19 protein-coding genes are annotated in these 15,816 nt (G+C 69.8%); 9 read left to right on the top strand and 10 right to left on the bottom strand.

Annotated elements, in window-relative coordinates:
* Position 1 precedes the first annotated feature (1 nt).
* Genes moaC through ABVF28_RS12795 form a run of 3 tightly spaced genes read left to right on the top strand, consistent with a single transcriptional unit; the run spans position 2 to position 1,694 of the window.
* Positions 2 to 475 (top strand): cyclic pyranopterin monophosphate synthase MoaC, encoded by a 474-nt coding sequence (gene moaC, locus ABVF28_RS12805; RefSeq protein WP_179557008.1) that lies wholly within the window; start codon positions 2 to 4, stop codon positions 473 to 475.
* Entirely contained in the window at positions 457 to 1,449 is a 993-nt protein-coding gene (locus ABVF28_RS12800) for an NTP transferase domain-containing protein (protein ID WP_371030754.1), read from the top strand. Before moaC ends, ABVF28_RS12800 begins: the two co-directional genes overlap by 19 nt.
* Positions 1,446 to 1,694: a MoaD/ThiS family protein gene (locus tag ABVF28_RS12795; protein ID WP_371030753.1), complete on the top strand. Its 249-nt coding sequence runs from the start codon at positions 1,446 to 1,448 to the stop codon at positions 1,692 to 1,694. Before ABVF28_RS12800 ends, ABVF28_RS12795 begins: the two co-directional genes overlap by 4 nt.
* 50 nt (positions 1,695 to 1,744) lie before the next feature.
* Here ABVF28_RS12795 and moaA read toward each other — a convergent pair whose 3' ends face one another.
* The 4 genes from moaA to ABVF28_RS12775 are packed head-to-tail and all read right to left on the bottom strand — an operon-like array spanning position 1,745 to position 4,274.
* The gene (gene moaA, locus ABVF28_RS12790) at positions 1,745 to 2,872 is read right to left on the bottom strand and encodes a GTP 3',8-cyclase MoaA (RefSeq protein ID WP_371030752.1); all 1,128 of its coding nucleotides are present in this window, start codon (positions 2,870 to 2,872) and stop codon (positions 1,745 to 1,747) included.
* Positions 2,869 to 3,291, bottom strand: a complete 423-nt coding sequence (locus tag ABVF28_RS12785; protein WP_179557010.1) for a molybdenum cofactor biosynthesis protein MoaE — start codon at positions 3,289 to 3,291, stop codon at positions 2,869 to 2,871. The genes moaA and ABVF28_RS12785 overlap by 4 nt, the downstream gene beginning before the upstream one ends.
* Entirely contained in the window at positions 3,288 to 3,830 is a 543-nt protein-coding gene (locus tag ABVF28_RS12780) for a molybdenum cofactor biosynthesis protein B (protein WP_211890708.1), read from the bottom strand. Before ABVF28_RS12780 ends, ABVF28_RS12785 begins: the two co-directional genes overlap by 4 nt.
* A 39-nt stretch (positions 3,831 to 3,869) precedes the next feature.
* Complete coding sequence (locus ABVF28_RS12775) at positions 3,870 to 4,274, bottom strand: DUF1304 domain-containing protein (protein ID WP_371030751.1); 405 nt, start codon at positions 4,272 to 4,274, stop codon at positions 3,870 to 3,872.
* A 55-nt stretch (positions 4,275 to 4,329) separates the two neighbouring features.
* Here ABVF28_RS12775 and ABVF28_RS12770 point away from each other — a divergent pair, with 55 nt between their 5' ends.
* The 3 genes from ABVF28_RS12770 to ABVF28_RS12760 all read left to right on the top strand — a co-directional run bounded on the left by ABVF28_RS12770 (position 4,330) and on the right by ABVF28_RS12760 (position 5,847).
* Entirely contained in the window at positions 4,330 to 4,890 is a 561-nt protein-coding gene (locus ABVF28_RS12770; RefSeq protein WP_371030750.1) for a TetR/AcrR family transcriptional regulator, read from the top strand.
* 106 nt (positions 4,891 to 4,996) lie between these two features.
* Positions 4,997 to 5,365, top strand: a complete 369-nt coding sequence (locus tag ABVF28_RS12765; RefSeq protein WP_371030749.1) for an ArsR/SmtB family transcription factor — start codon at positions 4,997 to 4,999, stop codon at positions 5,363 to 5,365.
* Complete coding sequence (locus tag ABVF28_RS12760; protein ID WP_371030748.1) at positions 5,362 to 5,847, top strand: SRPBCC family protein; 486 nt, start codon at positions 5,362 to 5,364, stop codon at positions 5,845 to 5,847. The genes ABVF28_RS12765 and ABVF28_RS12760 overlap by 4 nt, the downstream gene beginning before the upstream one ends.
* 182 nt (positions 5,848 to 6,029) lie before the next feature.
* Here the strand turns inward: ABVF28_RS12760 and ABVF28_RS12755 are convergent, their stop codons facing one another.
* From ABVF28_RS12755 to ABVF28_RS12740, 4 genes are all read right to left on the bottom strand, one after another.
* Positions 6,030 to 7,319 (bottom strand): glycosyltransferase, encoded by a 1,290-nt coding sequence (locus tag ABVF28_RS12755; RefSeq protein ID WP_371030747.1) that lies wholly within the window; start codon positions 7,317 to 7,319, stop codon positions 6,030 to 6,032.
* Positions 7,316 to 9,598 (bottom strand): glycoside hydrolase domain-containing protein, encoded by a 2,283-nt coding sequence (locus tag ABVF28_RS12750; RefSeq protein ID WP_371030746.1) that lies wholly within the window; start codon positions 9,596 to 9,598, stop codon positions 7,316 to 7,318. The genes ABVF28_RS12755 and ABVF28_RS12750 overlap by 4 nt, the downstream gene beginning before the upstream one ends.
* A gap of 113 nt (positions 9,599 to 9,711) precedes the next feature.
* Positions 9,712 to 10,611 carry an oxygenase MpaB family protein gene (locus tag ABVF28_RS12745; RefSeq protein WP_371030745.1) on the bottom strand — a complete coding sequence of 300 codons (900 nt, stop codon included), beginning with the start codon at positions 10,609 to 10,611 and terminating at the stop codon, positions 9,712 to 9,714.
* The gene (locus tag ABVF28_RS12740; RefSeq protein ID WP_104252558.1) at positions 10,595 to 11,002 is read right to left on the bottom strand and encodes a MarR family winged helix-turn-helix transcriptional regulator; all 408 of its coding nucleotides are present in this window, start codon (positions 11,000 to 11,002) and stop codon (positions 10,595 to 10,597) included. Before ABVF28_RS12740 ends, ABVF28_RS12745 begins: the two co-directional genes overlap by 17 nt.
* Positions 11,003 to 11,091: 89 nt before the next feature.
* Between ABVF28_RS12740 and ABVF28_RS12735 the strand changes: the two genes are divergently transcribed.
* Positions 11,092 to 12,018 carry an SDR family NAD(P)-dependent oxidoreductase gene (locus ABVF28_RS12735; protein WP_371030744.1) on the top strand — a complete coding sequence of 309 codons (927 nt, stop codon included), beginning with the start codon at positions 11,092 to 11,094 and terminating at the stop codon, positions 12,016 to 12,018.
* A 12-nt stretch (positions 12,019 to 12,030) separates the two neighbouring features.
* Here the strand turns inward: ABVF28_RS12735 and ABVF28_RS12730 are convergent, their stop codons facing one another.
* A complete protein-coding gene (locus tag ABVF28_RS12730) occupies positions 12,031 to 12,744 on the bottom strand; it encodes an RraA family protein (protein ID WP_371030743.1) in 714 nt (237 codons plus the stop codon).
* 107 nt (positions 12,745 to 12,851) lie between these two features.
* On the opposite strand from ABVF28_RS12730, the gene ABVF28_RS12725 reads away from it, so the two are divergent.
* Both ABVF28_RS12725 and ABVF28_RS12720 read left to right on the top strand, forming a co-directional pair.
* Positions 12,852 to 14,318 (top strand): alanine--tRNA ligase-related protein, encoded by a 1,467-nt coding sequence (locus ABVF28_RS12725; protein WP_371030742.1) that lies wholly within the window; start codon positions 12,852 to 12,854, stop codon positions 14,316 to 14,318.
* Positions 14,315 to 14,986 carry a hypothetical protein gene (locus tag ABVF28_RS12720; protein ID WP_371030741.1) on the top strand — a complete coding sequence of 224 codons (672 nt, stop codon included), beginning with the start codon at positions 14,315 to 14,317 and terminating at the stop codon, positions 14,984 to 14,986. Before ABVF28_RS12725 ends, ABVF28_RS12720 begins: the two co-directional genes overlap by 4 nt.
* Before the next feature lie 57 nt (positions 14,987 to 15,043).
* Here ABVF28_RS12720 and ABVF28_RS12715 read toward each other — a convergent pair whose 3' ends face one another.
* Positions 15,044 to 15,706, bottom strand: a complete 663-nt coding sequence (locus tag ABVF28_RS12715; RefSeq protein ID WP_371030740.1) for a PadR family transcriptional regulator — start codon at positions 15,704 to 15,706, stop codon at positions 15,044 to 15,046.
* Positions 15,707 to 15,816 lie beyond the last annotated feature (110 nt).

Genomic DNA, 15,816 nt, shown 5'->3' with positions numbered 1-15,816 from the left:
CATGACGAACTTCACGCACCTCGACGCAGCCGGCCACGCACGCATGGTCGACGTCACCGAGAAGCAGCCGACCGTGCGCGCCGCGACGGCGTCCGGCATGGTCTTCTGCGGCGAGCAGGTGCTGGAGGCGCTCACGAGCGACGCCGTGCCGAAGGGTGACGCGTTCGCGGTGGCGCGCATCGCCGGCATCCAGGGTGCGAAGAAGTGCGCCGAGCTCCTCCCGCTCGCCCACATCATCGGCGTCCACGGCGCGGCGGTCGACCTCGAGCTGCGCGACGACGGCGTGCTCATCACGGCGACCGTGCGCACGGCCGATCGCACGGGCGTCGAGATGGAGGCCTTCACCGCCGTCTCGGTTGCGGCGCTCGCGCTGGTCGACATGGTGAAGGGCATCGACAAGTCGGTGACGATCGGCGACATCAAGCTCATCGCGAAGACCGGCGGGAAGTCCGGGCCGTGGAAGCGCGAGCAGTAGGGCAGTCGCCCGGCGCGCCCACGGCGTCTGTCGGGTTCGACGCCGTCATCCTGGCCGGTGGCCGCGGCTCGCGCCTGGGAGGTGTGAGCAAGGGCGAGCTCGAGATCGGCGGTCGTCGCCTCGTCGACATCGCCGTTGTCGCCGCGAGGGATGCCGGGGCGAGACGGATCGTCGTCGTCGGTCCGGTTGCCGTGGCTTCACCTGCCGTGGTCGTGCGCGAGGAGCACCCGTTCGGCGGGCCGGCGGCTGGGCTGGCGGCGGCTCTCCCGAGCGTCGAGTCGCCGCGTGTCCTGCTGCTCGCCTGCGACATCCCGCGCGCCGCCGAGCTCGTCGCGCTGCTGGTCGGGCGCCTCGAGTCGCAGCCGGCCGAGCTGTGCGAGGCGGACAACGCCTCCGGCCCGGACGGCGCTGTGATCGTCGACTCGGATGGGCGCGTGCAGTGGCTCGCTGGGCTCTACCGCGCCGAGGCGGTGAAGCAGGCGCTCGCGAACTCTCCGGGATCGGGCGCGCACGGTCTCCCTCTCCGCCGGGTCCTCGAGCACCTCGAGCTCGCGCGAGTGCTCGACGAGACCGGCGCCGCCGCAGACATCGATACCCCCGAGCAGCTGGAGGCGGCACGCGCGCTGGCCGCCGCCTCCGCATCCCAAGGCCTGCCGACAGACCAGCCGACAACGAGGAAGGAACCGTCAGCGATGACCGAGAAACCCAAGCATCTGCCCCCTGAGGCGCTCGACGCGTGGCTTGCCGAAGCCAAACGCGTGCTCGAGCTCGACGACGACATCGGCGTCGCCGTCGTGCTCGATGTCGCCAGGGACGTCGCCCACAACGTCGCTCGGCCCGCGGCGCCACTCACGACGTTCGCGCTCGGGCTCGCGCTAGGGCGGCAGAGCTCTGCCGCAGACTCCCCCGAGGTGTTCGCGCGCCTCGCCGAGCTCGTCACCGAACGGGCTCTCGCCTGGGAGCATCAGGCATGAGCGCGGCGTCGCGAGTGCGCGTCTTCGCCGGCGCCGCCGAGGCCGTGGGCGGCAGCGAGTTCGCGGTCGAGATCGACTCGATCGGCGCGCTGTTGACGGCGCTCAACCCGTCGGCTGACGCTCACATCGCCGAAGTCCTCGCGCGCTGCTCCTTCCTCGTGGACGGGGTGCGAACCTCCGACGCCGGCGCGACCATCGCGCCCGGAGCATCCGTCGACGTGCTCCCGCCCTTCGCTGGCGGCTGATCGCTGCCGACCGCCAGGCGCGGCGCGAACGGCCGACTGCGCGTCGCCCGCTAGCCGCCGATCGCGTTCATGCCGCGGGCAGGCTGCAGGAAGCTGGGGTCGTTGATGGCGTGCCCGGGCAGCTTGTTGTGGATGCACGAACGCAGCATCGCGTCGACCGCCAGTTCCGAGTCGGTCCAGTTCCCAGCCGCGTGGCGTGCTCGCGCGGCATCGTCGGCGTCGAGCGCGAAGCTCGGGTCCGCGCGGAGGATCGGCATGAGGTCGTACTCGCTCGTCGAGAACAGGCAGTTGCGGAGCTGCCCGTCAGCCGTGAGCCGCAGGCGGTCGCAGTTCCCGCAGAACGGCGCGGTGACGGAGGCGATGACACCGACCGTGTGCGGCCCGCCGTCGATGGTCCACCGTTCGGCCGGCGCACCGCCGCGTCCGGGGACCGGGGTGAGCTCGAATCTCGCGCCGAGGGCCTCGAGGATCTCCTCCCGGGTCACCATCTGCATGCGATCCCAGGTGTGGCCGGCGTCGAGCGGCATCTGCTCGATGAAGCGCATCTGCGCGTCGTGCTCCATGGCGAACTCCACGAGCTCCACGATCTCGTCATCGTTCACGCCGCGCATGGCGACGGCGTTGAGCTTGAGCGGGCGCAGCGACGACGCCTGCGCGGCGCGGATGCCGGCGAGCACCTCGTCGAGCTTGTCGCGCCGGGTGAGGGACGTGAAGCGGTCGCGTCGCAGGGTGTCGATGGACACGTTGAGACGGTCGAGACCCGCGTCGATGAGCTGCGGCAGCATCCGCGGCAGGAGGATGCCGTTGGTGGTCATCGCCACTTGCACGCGTCCGTTCGGCCCCTCGATCGCGGAGATGCGCCGCACGATGTCGGCGGCGTCGCGGCGAAGGAGCGGCTCCCCGCCGGTCAGTCGAAACGTCGTGATTCCGGATGCGGCGGCGAGCTGCGCGATGCGCACGATCTGGTCGGTCGTGAGGATGCTGTCCTTCTCGAGGAACTCGTTGCCTTCCGCCGGCATGCAGTACGTGCAGCGCAGGGAGCACTTGTCGGTCAGCGAGATGCGGAGGTCGCGGTGCACGCGCCCGTGCGTGTCGACAAGCGGGGCCCCGGGCGCAGCTGCGAGCTGCGGCTCCACGAGCCGTGGCCTGCGCGAGATCGTGACGGGCACTGCGCTCATGGCAGGCCGACCCAGGATGCGGCGCCGTCAGCCTCGTGCTGGTGCTTCCAGATCGGCACCTCGGACTTCACGTCTTCGACGAGGGCGCGGCTCACGTCGTAGGCCTCGCCGCGGTGGGCGCTCGAGACGCAGGCGATGAGTGCGATGTCGCCGACCTTCAGGTGCCCGATCCGGTGACTCACGGCGATTCGGACGCCGTCTTGAGCATGGGCCGTGACGAGCCCCTCGAGCACGCGCTCGGCGTCTGGGTGCGCGGTGTAGTCGAGCGAGACGACGCGGCCGGCGGCCTCCGGGTCGTGGTCTCGGATCTGCCCGACGAAGGTCACGACGGCGCCCGCTCGGGGGTCGTCGACGGCGGCGAGATGCTCGGCGAGCAGGAGCTCGTCGGTGGTCACGCGGGCGAGGGGGGTGCCGGTCACGAAGGGTGGTCTCCGCCACGCAGCTGGTCGAGGATGTGCGGGATGAGGGGCGCCAGCAGCGCCACGCCGTCGCGGGCCGCGCCAGGTGAGCCCGCGAGGTTCACGACGAGGCTCGGCGCTCCGCGGCCAGGCCGGTCGATGATGCCGGCGAGGCCCCGCGAGAGGACCGCGGTCGGCACCCGGTCGCGGGCTGTGGCCCTGAGCGCTTCAGCGATGCCGGGAAGCTCACGTGTGATCAGCGGCCAGGTGGCCTCCGGCGTCTCGTCGCGCGGCGAGAGCCCGGTGCCCCCGAGCGTGACGATGAGCTGCGCGCCAGCATCCGCTGCGTGCGCGATGGCATCGCGCACGACGGTCGCACCGTCCGGGACGACCGAGAGTGCGACGGAGGTGTAGCCGTGCCTCGCGAGTGCGTCGACCGCCGCAGGACCGGAGAGGTCCTCGCGCTCGCCCCGAGCCGAGCGATCGGAGACCGTGATGACGGCGATCGTCGCCTGCTGCTCTTCGTTCGATGCTTGCCGCTCGAGGGACGCTTCCTGCATGGGTCGAGCGTACCTGCTCGGCTCTCGGGGAAGCCCTGCTCAGGCCGCGAGCGCGCCGGTCGCTGCGGCGATGCCGAGGAGCACCACGGCGAGGAGGGGGAAGCTCCCCTGGATGCTGCCCGCGCGCAGCTTCGTGCGGTCGCTCGTGACGAGCACCAGGGCGGCGAGCAGCATGGACCCTGCGCCGGCGAAGATCAGCGTTGGCCCGATCGCTGGGTGACCTGCGACCGTGAGCACGACCCCCAGGCCGGCCATGATCGCGAGGAACAGGTTGTAGAAGCCCTGGTTGAAGGCCAGCGACTTCGTGGTCTCGGCGACCTCGAGCGACGGGATGCCGAACGTTCTCCGAGTCGATTCGGCCGTCCATCGGAGGGATTCGAGGATGAAGATGTAGACGTGCACGAGGGCCGCGAGAGCGGCGAGGACGAGGGCGGCGACAAGCACGAGATGCTCCTAGATCGGTGTATTCTGAAACGAACGTTACAGTATCGGGGGCCAGATGGCACGCACGAAGAACTTCGAGCAGGATGACGCGGTTCGAGGGGCGCGCACGCTCTTCTGGCGCCAAGGCTACGACTCTGCATCCACGAGCGACATCGAGGCCGCGACGGGCTTGAGTCGGTCGAGCATCTACAACACCTTCGGCAGCAAGCGAGGACTCTTCGACGCCGCCGTGCAGAGCTACCTCGACGACGTCGTGCATCCCTTGCTCGCACCGCTGCTCGCCGAGCCCGTCTCCGCGTCCGCCCTCGATGACTACCTTGCGAGACTCTCGGCAGCCGTCGCCGCACAGGGTCGACGAGACGACGTGCGCGGCTGCCTCCTCCTCGCCACCGCCGCGAGCTCACTTGCACGTGACCCAGCGGTTCGCGACACCATCACCGACTATCGCGCGACACTCGAGCGGGCGATCCTCCGCGGCACCGCCGCACTCGGCCACCCCCGCGAGACCGGCGCCCTGGTGACGTCAGCGGTCGTCGGGGCGCTGACCATCGCGCGCGTCGACACTCGCGCGGCGACGGATGCACTCGAGGCCGCCCGCGCCGCCGTCCGCACCTGATCCAGTGACCTCTCTGAGATTCATCAACTCAGTGGTTGACATGCGTTCAACTCGGTCGCAGACTTGGGCCATCAACCATCTGGTTGACAAAACACCCCGAGGAGCCATGGACCACGACGCGCTCTCCCCCGTCTTCGCCGCACTCGCCGACCCGACTCGACGAGACCTCATCGCCAGGCTCGCCGATGGCGACGCGACGGTCGGCGAGCTCGCCGCCCCCTACGACGTCTCCGTGCAGGCCATCTCGAAGCATCTCCGCGTTCTCGAGGATTCCGGACTGGTCTCCCGCACGAGCGACGCGGTCCGCGCTCCCCGCCACCTCGAAGCCGAGGTCCTCAGCCTGATGACCACATGGATAGAGCGCTACCAGGCGACCGCCGAGGCCAGATTCCGCCGACTCGACGCGCTCCTCGGGTCCCAGACCGACCAGACCCCACCCACAGCAGCAGCACCCGAGAAAGGAACACCATCATGAGCACCACCTCAGCCAAGGACACCGTCGTCACCGTCGGCGAGGACCTCCCGAACATCACCGTCGTCCGCGAGTTCGACGCCACACCCGAGCGCGTCTTCTTCGCGTTCATCGACCCCGACCTCTTCACCAAATGGGTGGGGCCGCACGACGTCTCCACCAACATCGACCACTGGAACGCCGTCACGGGAGGCGCCTACCGCTGGGTGAACCTGCAGGGCGGCGAGGAGATCGCGAGGTTCTTCGGCTCGTTCCACGAGGTCCGCGAGAACGAGCGCATCGTGCAGACGCAGACCTTCGAGATGATCCCGGACGGCGTCCTGCTCGAGACCATCACCTTCGAGGCACTCGAGGGCGGCCGCACGAGGGTCACGAGCACGAGCCTGCTCGAGTCCTTCCAGATGCGCGACGGCCTGGTCGCGAGCGGCATGGAGCACGGCGTGCGGGACGGCTACGAGAAGCTCGACGCGCTCCTCGCCGCGTAGCGCGACGCGCACATCCCGCCGCGCCGCGCCCCAGCACAAGGCAGGCACCCACGAGCCTGTCCAACTTCAGTGCGATATCCGCTCCGATCGCCCCCAAGAGCGCCGGGATGACCGAAATCGCACTGAAGTTGGACAGCTCACGTCGGCGGACAAGCGGACGAGCGCGCCCCGGCCCTGTCGCCTCAGGCCGCGAGCGCCGCCCGGGGCAGCCGATCGAAGAGCTTGTCGAAGACGGCCAGCCGGTCGAACTGCAGTGCGTAGTCCCTCGCCTGGACGGCGAGCAGTCGGCGTTCGGCGGCGCTCGTCTCGAGCACGGCCGTGTTCAGCGCCTCGGCGATCGACGACGGACTGTTGACGGGCACGATGAGGGCGTGGTCGCCGACAGCCTCCCCCACCCCTCCCGTGACGGTCGTGATGACGGGGCCTCCACCTGCGAGCATCTTCTCCGCGAGCGCGATCCCGAAGGTCTCGATGAACTCCGGGCGCGGCTTCGTCGGCAGCACGAACGCGGCGCAGCCCGCCATGAGGAAGGGCTTCTCCGCGTCGCCGACGTCTTCGAGGAAGTGGATGCGGTGGGCGAGCGGCGACGCGGCCCCGATGGCCTTGAGCTCCTCGGCTTGCGGCCCGCGCCCGGCGATGACGAGCTGGATGTCGGGGTCGTCGGCGACGCGGGACTGCTCGAAGCCCGCGATGAGGTCCTCGACGCCCTTCGCCTCGGTGAGGCGCGACAGGAACATGACGTAGCCGTCGCGCTTCAGCCCGCGCGCCTCGACGGCGGCGGTGATGTCGGTGTCCGCGAGGCCGACGTAGGCGCTCGAGTCGATGGCCGGGTAGGAGATCTCGATGCGGTCTTCGCACTGGGGCGCGTAGCGGGTGCCGTGCTGCGCGTCCACCTTCGCCGCCTCCCCCACGATGAGGTCGCGCGTGTACTCGGAGACGGCGACGCAGACGTCCTGCGACAGGTAGGCGGAGAGGATGTGGGCGGCGGCCCCGAGGCGGCCTTCCTCGACGGCGTGCTTGACGACGTTGGTGACGTCGGATCCGACCGCCTCGGCGATCGTCGTCACGTTGACGGGGAGGCCCGTCGAGCGTGCGACGGTGAGCGCCTCGGCCACGGCGAGCGTGTGCGGGCTGAGGTACAGCGACATGCACACGGTCGGGACTCCGTCGGTGAAGAGCTCGACTAGGCGCCCGATGAGGCCGGCGAGGTAGCGACCGTCGGGCACCTTGTAGTCGCCGACGGGTGCTGGTCGGTCGACGAAGATGCCGTCGCTGTATGGCATGACGGTCTCGAGCGGCTTGAGCGGCAGCCCTGCCGCCTGGAGGCGCTCGATGGGCCAGGTGACGATGCGGACTTCGTCGAAGCCGCGCAGGCGTGCGGCTTCCGCGAGGTTGCGGGCTTCCACGGAGTGCCCGCAGATGACCGGATCGGCGCGGACGACGATCACGAGGCGGTTCTGGATCTTGTTCATGAGGGCCCTCCCGGGGTTGGTGTCGACGGCAGGCCGTCGGCGGTGGGTGGTGGTGGGGGTGAGGTGATGGGGGCGGATGCTGGGGCTGGGAACGAGGTGGGGAGGTCCTGCTCACGGGTTCCCCAGTCGCTCGGCTCGGGTCCGAGCTCGAGGTGGAGCTCCTGCGCGGCCATGAGCTCGCTCGGCGAGAGCCAGCTGCGAGCGAGTGGGCGCCCGTCGAGGTGGGCGCTCTGCACGTACTGCACTGGTCCGCCGTGGGTGGGCTCGCGGAAGCCTGTTGTGGTGATGCGGAAGCGCTCGCCGTAGACCGCGAGCGAGGACTCCGCGAAGGCTGGGGCGTTGACGAGGAAGCTCGCCTGGCCTGCGACGGGGAACAGCCCGAGCGAGGCCCAGACGTACCAGGAGCTGAGGCCGCCGGAGTCGTCGTTGCCGGGCAGGCCGCCCCGTCCCGTCGCATACTGCTGGGTGATGACGGCGTGCACGATCTCGGCGGTGCGGTCCGGTCGCCCCGCGTAGTGGTAGGCCCAGGGGGCCTCCATGTCCGGCTCGTTGTTGAGGCCCTCGAAGCGGCCGAGTGCGTAGCCGGCGGCGAGCTCCTCGATGCCAGGCGAGCGGCCCGGCTGCTTCACGGGCGGCGCGCCGTAGCCGAAGAACTCGTCGAGCTGGGCCACGAAGCCCTCCGGCCCGCCGCTCAGCTGCATCCGCCCCGCCATGTCGTGGAGGATGCGGAACGAGTAGTTGTGCTTGGAGCCCTCGTAGAAGTTCGAGTCGACGAGCAGGCCCGTCTCGGGGTCGAACGCCCCCTTCCACTGCCCTGCGCGCTTCTCGAGCTGCTGCACGAGCTGCAGGTCGCCGACGCGGGCGGCGACGCGGGCCGTGCACCAGTAGCCGAACGCGAGGTCGAGCGTGTGGGTGATGGGGTGGGCGACGCCGCGCAGCAGGAACTCCTCGCCGTAGGTGCGCCGCAGGTCGTCGGCCATGTGCACGAGCGCCCAGTCCCAGTCTATGCCGGGCAGTCCGAGCTGGCAGAGGTCGGCGAGGAAGGTGTGCGCGAGCGCGCTGCCCTGCCTTGAGAAGCGGTCGCTGCCCTTGGCCATGCGGTAGCCGATGGGGAAGTTGCCTTCCTCCTCGCAGATGGTGAGGAGCGCGTTAGCGAGTTCGACGGCCTTGTCGGGGCGCAGCGCGGTGAGCAGGGGCAGCTGGGTGCGGTAGATGTCCCACATCGTCGAGAGGTCGAAGACGAAGGGCCCGTCGCTCGGCCAGAAGGGGCTCTCGTTGAGCGCGAACGATGGTTTCACGAACGAGTGGTAGAGGGCGGTCGAGAAGACCGTCTCGCGCTCGGTGGAGCCAGTGTCGACGTCGATCTCGTCGAGCAGGCTCTGCCAGTCGCGCTCGGTCGCGGCGAGGCGGTCGGCGAACCTGGCCTCCCCGTCGCCGCAGTCGTCTCTGAGGTTCTGCTCGGCCTGCTCGACGCCGCGGAGCGAGAAGCCGATGCGCACCTCGATGACCTGTCCTTCCTCGCTGGGACCCGCCCACATGAGGCCGAAGGGGCGCAGCGTGGTGGGGCGGATGTGGTCGAAGTCGAGGCGAGTGCCGCCCGGCATGAGGCGACGGTCGTGCCAGAGCAGCTGCCGCCACTGAGGCGTGTCGCACTCGATGTGCACGGCCAGCGGAGCGCCTTCGGCCACGATCTCGCCCGTCGCGACGCCCGGCCTGACCGTCTCGAGGTGGGCCCGCAGCGGCACCGTGGCTCCGTAGGGAATGGCGAGGCCGCCCAGGGAGAAGTCGATCACGACTCGCGCGCTCGCGTGCTTGGGGAACGTGTACCGGTGCACCGCGCTCTTGGGGCCGACGGTGATCTCGGCGCGGATCCCGTTGCCGAGCGTCGCCGCGTAGTAGCCGGGCGAGGCGTCCTCGTCGTCGAGCGACCAGGTGCGGCCGAGCACGTCGAGCGGCTCGGTCATCGGCGTCACGCGGAAGTAGTTGTAGTACTTGCGGATCGCGCCCGTGCCCGACTGCTGGAAGTGGGTGAAGCCAGAGGCGAGCGACCGGTCGTAGATCGTCTCCGGCACGCCCTCGAGGCTCAGGTCGTAGCGGCCGTAGCCCGTCGGGTACGCGCCCGAGTAGGCGCAGGCCGACACCATGCCGAGCGGATAGGTGGCACCGGGATGCGTGTTGCCGATCTGCGGCTTTGGCCACCACCAGGTCGCGGCGAGGCCCGTCTGCGGCGGCAGCGCGGTGGGCTCTGTGCCGATGAACGGGTCTACTCGGGTGGTCATGCTGTGAGCCTGAAGGGGCCCTGCTACGGGCGTGTGGACGCCAGGTTACGTTCGCGCGTCGGGAGACTGTGCACGCCCTGGGCCGAGGCGACGCCTGACGGTTCCGAGACTGGTCAGACGAGCGGCCGGCCGCGTCGGATGCGCCGGCGCACGTCAGCGAGGAGGAGCCGGTAGACGAGGCTGGACGCGGCGAGCGGCAGCGCTCGCTCGATGCGCACGAGCCGCGCCCGCTGGCGCACGAACCACGCCTCGTCCGCGGCAGTCCACCGCACCCGCAGCGCGCGGCGGAACTCGGGCGGCAGGAAGCCGATGGTGAGCCGCTGATGCCAGGCCCGCATCCGCTCGGGCAGCACCCCAGCCGCGAACCCGAGCCGTGCGACGTCGAGCAGGTAGGTGCGCACCTCGTCGTCGACGCGGAGCTTCGCGACCTCCGCGTTCCAGTACGCGTCGAACGCGACCAGGTTGCCGGGCCAGGCACTCGGCGGCATCTGCAGGGTCGTGCCGAACACCCGCCCCTCGAGGAGGAAGCGCTCCGCGGTCGCGGTCGGCTGCGGCCCCTCGACGAGGTCGAGCACGTCGCGCGAGCCGACGAACAGGCACGCGGCCACCCACTTCTGCAGGTCGACCCAGAGCGCCGAGTACTCCTCGGTCGCGCGAGGGTCGCGGTCGGAGCGGACCTGCGCGTGCTGGCGCGTGACCGCCCTGCGGTACGCGCGGCGTTCATCCGGCGTGCCGAGCACGGCCACCGCGAGGTAGCTCAGCGTTGTCCTGGTGCGCTTGATCGGATGCACGTCGAGCCGACCGCTGCGCACCCGGCTGTGCGCGACGCCCTGCCCCACGGCAGGGTTGGAGAGCTGCATGATGACGTTCGCGGCCCCCATGGTCAGGGCCAGCAGTCGCGAACTGCGCGGGAGCTCGATGCAGACGAGGTCGTCGACGGACGCCGCCGTCCACCGCTCAGATGGGGCCGCACCCTCCGCTGCTCGAGCCCCGGTGTCAGAGGCCGTGCGCACTCAAGCTCTTCGCGATCGCCTTCAGTTCGGTGCTCGAGCAGCCAGCGAGTGGCGAGGCGCGCTTGAGGGCCGCGATCGCGAGCTTGCGAACGCGCTTGCCCTCGGCCGTCAGCGTGACCACCCGTGAGCGCCGGTCGTGCTCGCTCTCACGCCGCTCGACCAGGCCGCGGTCGACGAGCCGATCCGAGACGAAGGTCAGGTTCGACGCGTTGCAGTGCAGCTTCGTCGCGAGCTCTTTCATGGCGGGCGGCTCACGGTCGGGGTCGATCGCCCAGAGCGCCTGCGCGGTCGCGAAGGTCAATCCGAGCGCTTCGAGCTCCCGCTCAGCAGCCACATTGGTGCTCTGCGCGGTTTCGTAGACGGCACGCATCGCCCGTTCCAGCGAATCCATATTCAGTACCTTACGCCACGGAAATATTTCAGCAATCGAAGCGTTGTACTCTGAGTCTCGAAACGTTCGAGGCTTGAAGGAGTGTGACGATGAAGACCTTCGCCATCACCGGTGCCACGCAGGGCGTGGGCTACTTCGCCGCGGAAGAGCTCGCCCGCCGCGGCCACCACGTCGTCCTGCTGGGGCGCAGTGTCGAGAAGCTGAACAGAGCCCTCATCTCCATCACCGAGCAGGTGCCGGATGCGAGCACGAGCCGCATCCTCCTCGACCTGACCTCCAGCGAGTCCATCGCCAGCGCGGCCGCGTCCCTGAGCGCCCGCGAGCGCCTCGACGGCGTGCTGCTGAACGCCGCGCACGTCTCCCCCGGCGCGCACCGCGAGCAGGACTCCGAGGGTCGTGAGCTCACGATGTCGACGAACCACCTCGGGCACTTCGAACTGACCGCGCAGCTCATGGACGCGCTCGTGGCCACGAAGCCCGCCCTCGACGGGGAGACGCCGGCGAAGAGCCGCGTCGTCGCGGTCGGCAGCCTCGCGACGCGCATCTACCCCTTCGACCTCGAAGACTGGCAGAGCACCCACCTGTACGAGCCGAAGCGCGCCTACGCCGCGTCGAAGCACGCCCTCGAGATGTTCACGTTCGAACTCGACCGACGGCTGCAGGCCGCCGGGGCACCCGCGGAAGCGCTCGTCGTCGACCCGGGCATCCCCGTCAACGGCGCGACGCCGCCACGCACAGGCGTCAGCGAGCCAACCGCGTGGCAGCGCTTCGCATCCCGCCTCGCCGGCCCGTTCGCCCATGGCAAGCACCGTGCGGCGGCCATTGCCGTGCACGCGCTCACGAGCGACGCCGTCGCCGGCGGCGACTACCTCGGCCCGGCACGCACCCTGCGCGGCACCCCCGTGAAGCTCGACAAGCCGGCGACGCAGCGCGACCGGGAGCGAGCGGCGCGCCTCTGGCACCTCAGCGAGGCATCGACCTCCGCGACGTTTCGCCTGAGCGAGACGGTCAGCTGAGGCGCGGCCGCGTCACACCTCGACCGCGCCCCCGACCCGGCTCAGGTGCTCGCGCAGCGTGAGCGCGGGCTCGGCGCGGCGGGCCTGCACGTAGGCGGAGAAGCGCACCTGGTCCCGGAGGCTCGTGCCGAGGCGGATGCGCGATGCCTGCGCGCGCTCGACGTCGCGGATCTGCAGGGCGTGCATGAGCACCTCGTTGGCACGATCCTCCGGCACGAAGAGCAGACCGTCCTCGTCGCCGAAGACGGTGTCGCGCGTGCGGATGGTGTGCTCTCCGAACTCGGCCGACGCGAACGTGTTGCGTCGCCGCTCGTCCAGCCGTCGGGGCCCAGCAGGCAGCGCGCCGAGACTGAAGACCGGGAGACGGATGCCGCGGATGTCGCGGGTGTCCCGGTGGAGCCCCCAGATGGCGATGCCGGCGAGACCAGCCGCCTTGGCCTCGAGGACGACAAGATCGCCCACGCAGCTCTCGTCAGAGCGTCCCTGGTTGTCGACGATGAGCACGTCCCCGGGATGCGCCCGCTCGATGACCTCGAGGAACACGTCGACGCTGCCGAAATGACGCACGGGCAGGCACCGACCAGCCACTCTCGTCGCCCGACCGGAAACGGCCGTCAGCCCCGCCGGGCCGCAACGCACCTCAACCCCGGCTCGGACGCATCCGTCGGCGATGTGCGCCGTCGAAAGCCCCGTCGCATCGGTCCACAATTGCGCGATCTCCTGCACAGACGACTCCCCTGAACCTCACTCGAGCACTCGTCTCCGAGTGCCTGAACGCCCCCACGTTCGGCGAGGTCACGATACGGCATGCGCAGGTGTGAAACACTCTGCACATGGACGCGCACGAGATTCGCAATGCCTACCTCGACTACCAGGAGCGACTCGGGCACGTCAGGATCGACCGAGCCCCGCTCATCCCCCGCGGAGACGGCTCGACGCTCTTCACGGGAAGCGGCATGCAGGCCCTCCTCCCCTACCTCCTCGGCGAGGACCACCCGGACGGCACACGCCTCACGGACAGCCAGCCCTGCGTCCGCGCGCAGGACATCGACGACGTGGGCGACAACCGCCACACGACCTTCTTCGAGATGCTCGGCAACTGGAGTCTCGGCGATTACTTCAAGGCAGAGCAGATCCCTGCTTTCCTCTCGTTCCTCGTCGACACGGTGGGCCTCGACCCGAACCGCCTGTACGTGACGGCCTTCATCGGCGACGAGGCTGCCGGCATCCCGCGCGACGACGAGGCGGCCAGCATCTGGCAGAAGGCCTTCGCGGAGCGCGGCATCGAAGCTGGCATCGTCGAGATGGGCAGCCAGGCCGACGGCGACGCACGCGGCGTGCAGCCCGGCGAGCGCATCTTCTTCTACGACGGCAGCGAGAACTGGTGGTCGCGCGGCGGATCGCTGCAGGCGACGCCCATCGGAGACCCCTGCGGACCAGACAGCGAGGTGTTCTACGACTTCGGACCCGAGCACCACGACCCGTCCTACGGTGCGGCGCACCCCGCGAGCGACAGCGGCCAGTTCATGGAGATCGGCAACCAGGTCTTCATGCAGTACCGGCGACAGGAGGACGGATCGTTCGTCGAGCTGGAGCGACGCAACGTCGACTTCGGCGGCGGCCTCGAGCGCATCGCGGCGGCGGCCATCCACTCCCCGGACGTGTTCCGCATCTCGCTCCTGCACCCCATCGTCGAGCAGATCGAGCAGCTGAGCGGCGGGAGCTACGAAGCGCACACGCTGTCGATGCGCATCATCGCCGACCATCTCCGCGGCGCCACCTTCCTCGCCGTCGACGGTGTCGTGCCCTCGAACAAGGAGCAGGGCTACGTCATGCGGCGCCTCGTGCGCCGCGCGATCCGCGAGGCGCTCATCCTGGGCATCTCGGAGAACTTCTTCGCCGAGCTCGTACCGACGATCGCCGACCTCTATGTCGACGACTACCCGGAGGTGCGCGAGCGCCGCGACCAGGTCGTCGCGGTGCTCGTCAAGGAGGAGCGCTCGTTCCGCCGCACCCTCAAGGGTGGCCTCAAGGCGCTCGCCGCCTACAAGGGCTCGACCCTCACCGGTGCTGATGTGTTCCTGCTCTCCGACACCCACGGATTCCCCCGCGAGCTGAGCGTCGAGGAGGCGAAGCGCCAGGGCATCGAGGTCGACCCCGCTTGGGAGGCGGAGTTCCTCGCAGCGCTGGAGGAGCAGCGTGCTCGCTCGCGTGGCGCGACGAAGCTGGGCACCGCTGGCCTTCCGCACCAGGAGGCACAGGCTCAGCAGGAGTCGCAGGCCCCCAAGGGCCAGGGATGATGTTCCGCTGGCGCCGGAAGTCTCGAACCTCCTCGACAAGTCAGCAGACGAAGCCGAAGAAGAAGGCCGGGCTGCCGCCCGTCATCTTCCCGGAGCTCTCCGAGGCGATCGACGACGGGCTGCTGCTCGCGCTGCGCATCGTCAGGCTCGACGTGAAGAACGCCATCATCAAGCGCACGGTCGGCGAGAAGGTGCCGTTCGCCGCAGCCGACTATCGCGAGGCCGCGAACGCGTCCCTCGACCGGGTTCTCAAGGAGCTCCGGTACTCGGCGGAGCGCGTGGCCGGTGTGCGAGACCGCGCGAGGCCTGGTCGCTCGCTGAGCGCGCACGACTACCGCCACGCCGACATCGAGACGCTGAGCTTCCGTGAGCGGGCGTCTCAGGCGGTGAGCGAGCGGATCGAGTCGGAACGCGAGGACGAGGCGTACGTGGACGGCCTCATCGAGCAGGCGCGAGCCGACGCGTGGGCCGAGATCTCCGCGCACATCGAGCATGAACTGCTCGACCCGTGGTCGAAGGGCAGTCCGCGGATGCAGCTGCCGACCTCGCCGGAGGACGACCCGGAGCGCGGTGAGCGCTTCGACGACCTCGAGAAGGAGCTGCGGAAGCTCGCTGGTGAGGCGAAGATCCAGGAGCGTCGCGACGCGAAGCAGCGCGAACGCTCCTGAGCCTCGTGCTCTGGCCCCGCGGGAGTGTCACCCCCGCGGTCGTGACCCGCACCCCGCCTACTTGGCGAGGATCGAGTAGAGGGCCTTGCGAGCGTCGTCGAGCACCTTGGTGGCTTCCTGCTGCTGCTCCTCGGTCGCGCCGAGGCGGAACTGCTGCATGACGCCCATGAACTGCATCGCGGACTCTCGCAGGCCGGTCGCCGTCTCCGACATACCGGCGACGCCGCGCCAGCCCTGCTCGAGCTCCTCGGCGTGCTCGGACACGTACGTGCGGCCAGCTTCGCTGAGCTCGAAGACCGGCTTCTTCTCGGTGCCGCCCTGCTCGATGAGCTCCTCGTCGACCAGCTGCTGCAGCGTCGGGTAGACAGAGCCGGGGCTCGGGCGCCAGACGCCGTCGGTCTTCTCGGCGATGCCCTTGATCAGGCCGTAGCCGTTCGAGGGCCCCTCGGCGAGGAGGGAGAGGATGGCGGCGCGGACGTCGCCCTTGCCAGCGCGGCGGTGGCCGCGTGGACCGAACTTGGGCCCGAAGCCGGGGCCGTGACCCGCGCCCGGCCCGAACCCGGGGCCGAAGCCTCGTCCGGGACCGAAGCCGTGCGAGAACCGTCGGACGCGCTCGTCCTGCTGGTGCTCCTGGCCGTAACCGTGACCGCGACCACCCTCGTGGGAGTGTCCCCGTTCGGTTTCGAACAGGTGGTGATTGTGAGTGAAGTGCTTGCGCATTGGATGAACCTTTCTGCCGGAGCTGCACGCTGCAACTCCGATAGCTCGACGATATATCGGTGAATGATCGGTGTCAAGCGATATATCGGAGAATGTTCGAGAGCTTCGGG

Source organism: Pseudoclavibacter sp. JSM 162008, from assembly GCF_041366455.1.
Classification (GTDB): domain Bacteria; phylum Actinomycetota; class Actinomycetes; order Actinomycetales; family Microbacteriaceae; genus Pseudoclavibacter.
The sequence above is the reverse complement of the archived record's forward strand: the minus strand, read 5'-3'. Positions and strand labels throughout refer to the sequence as shown.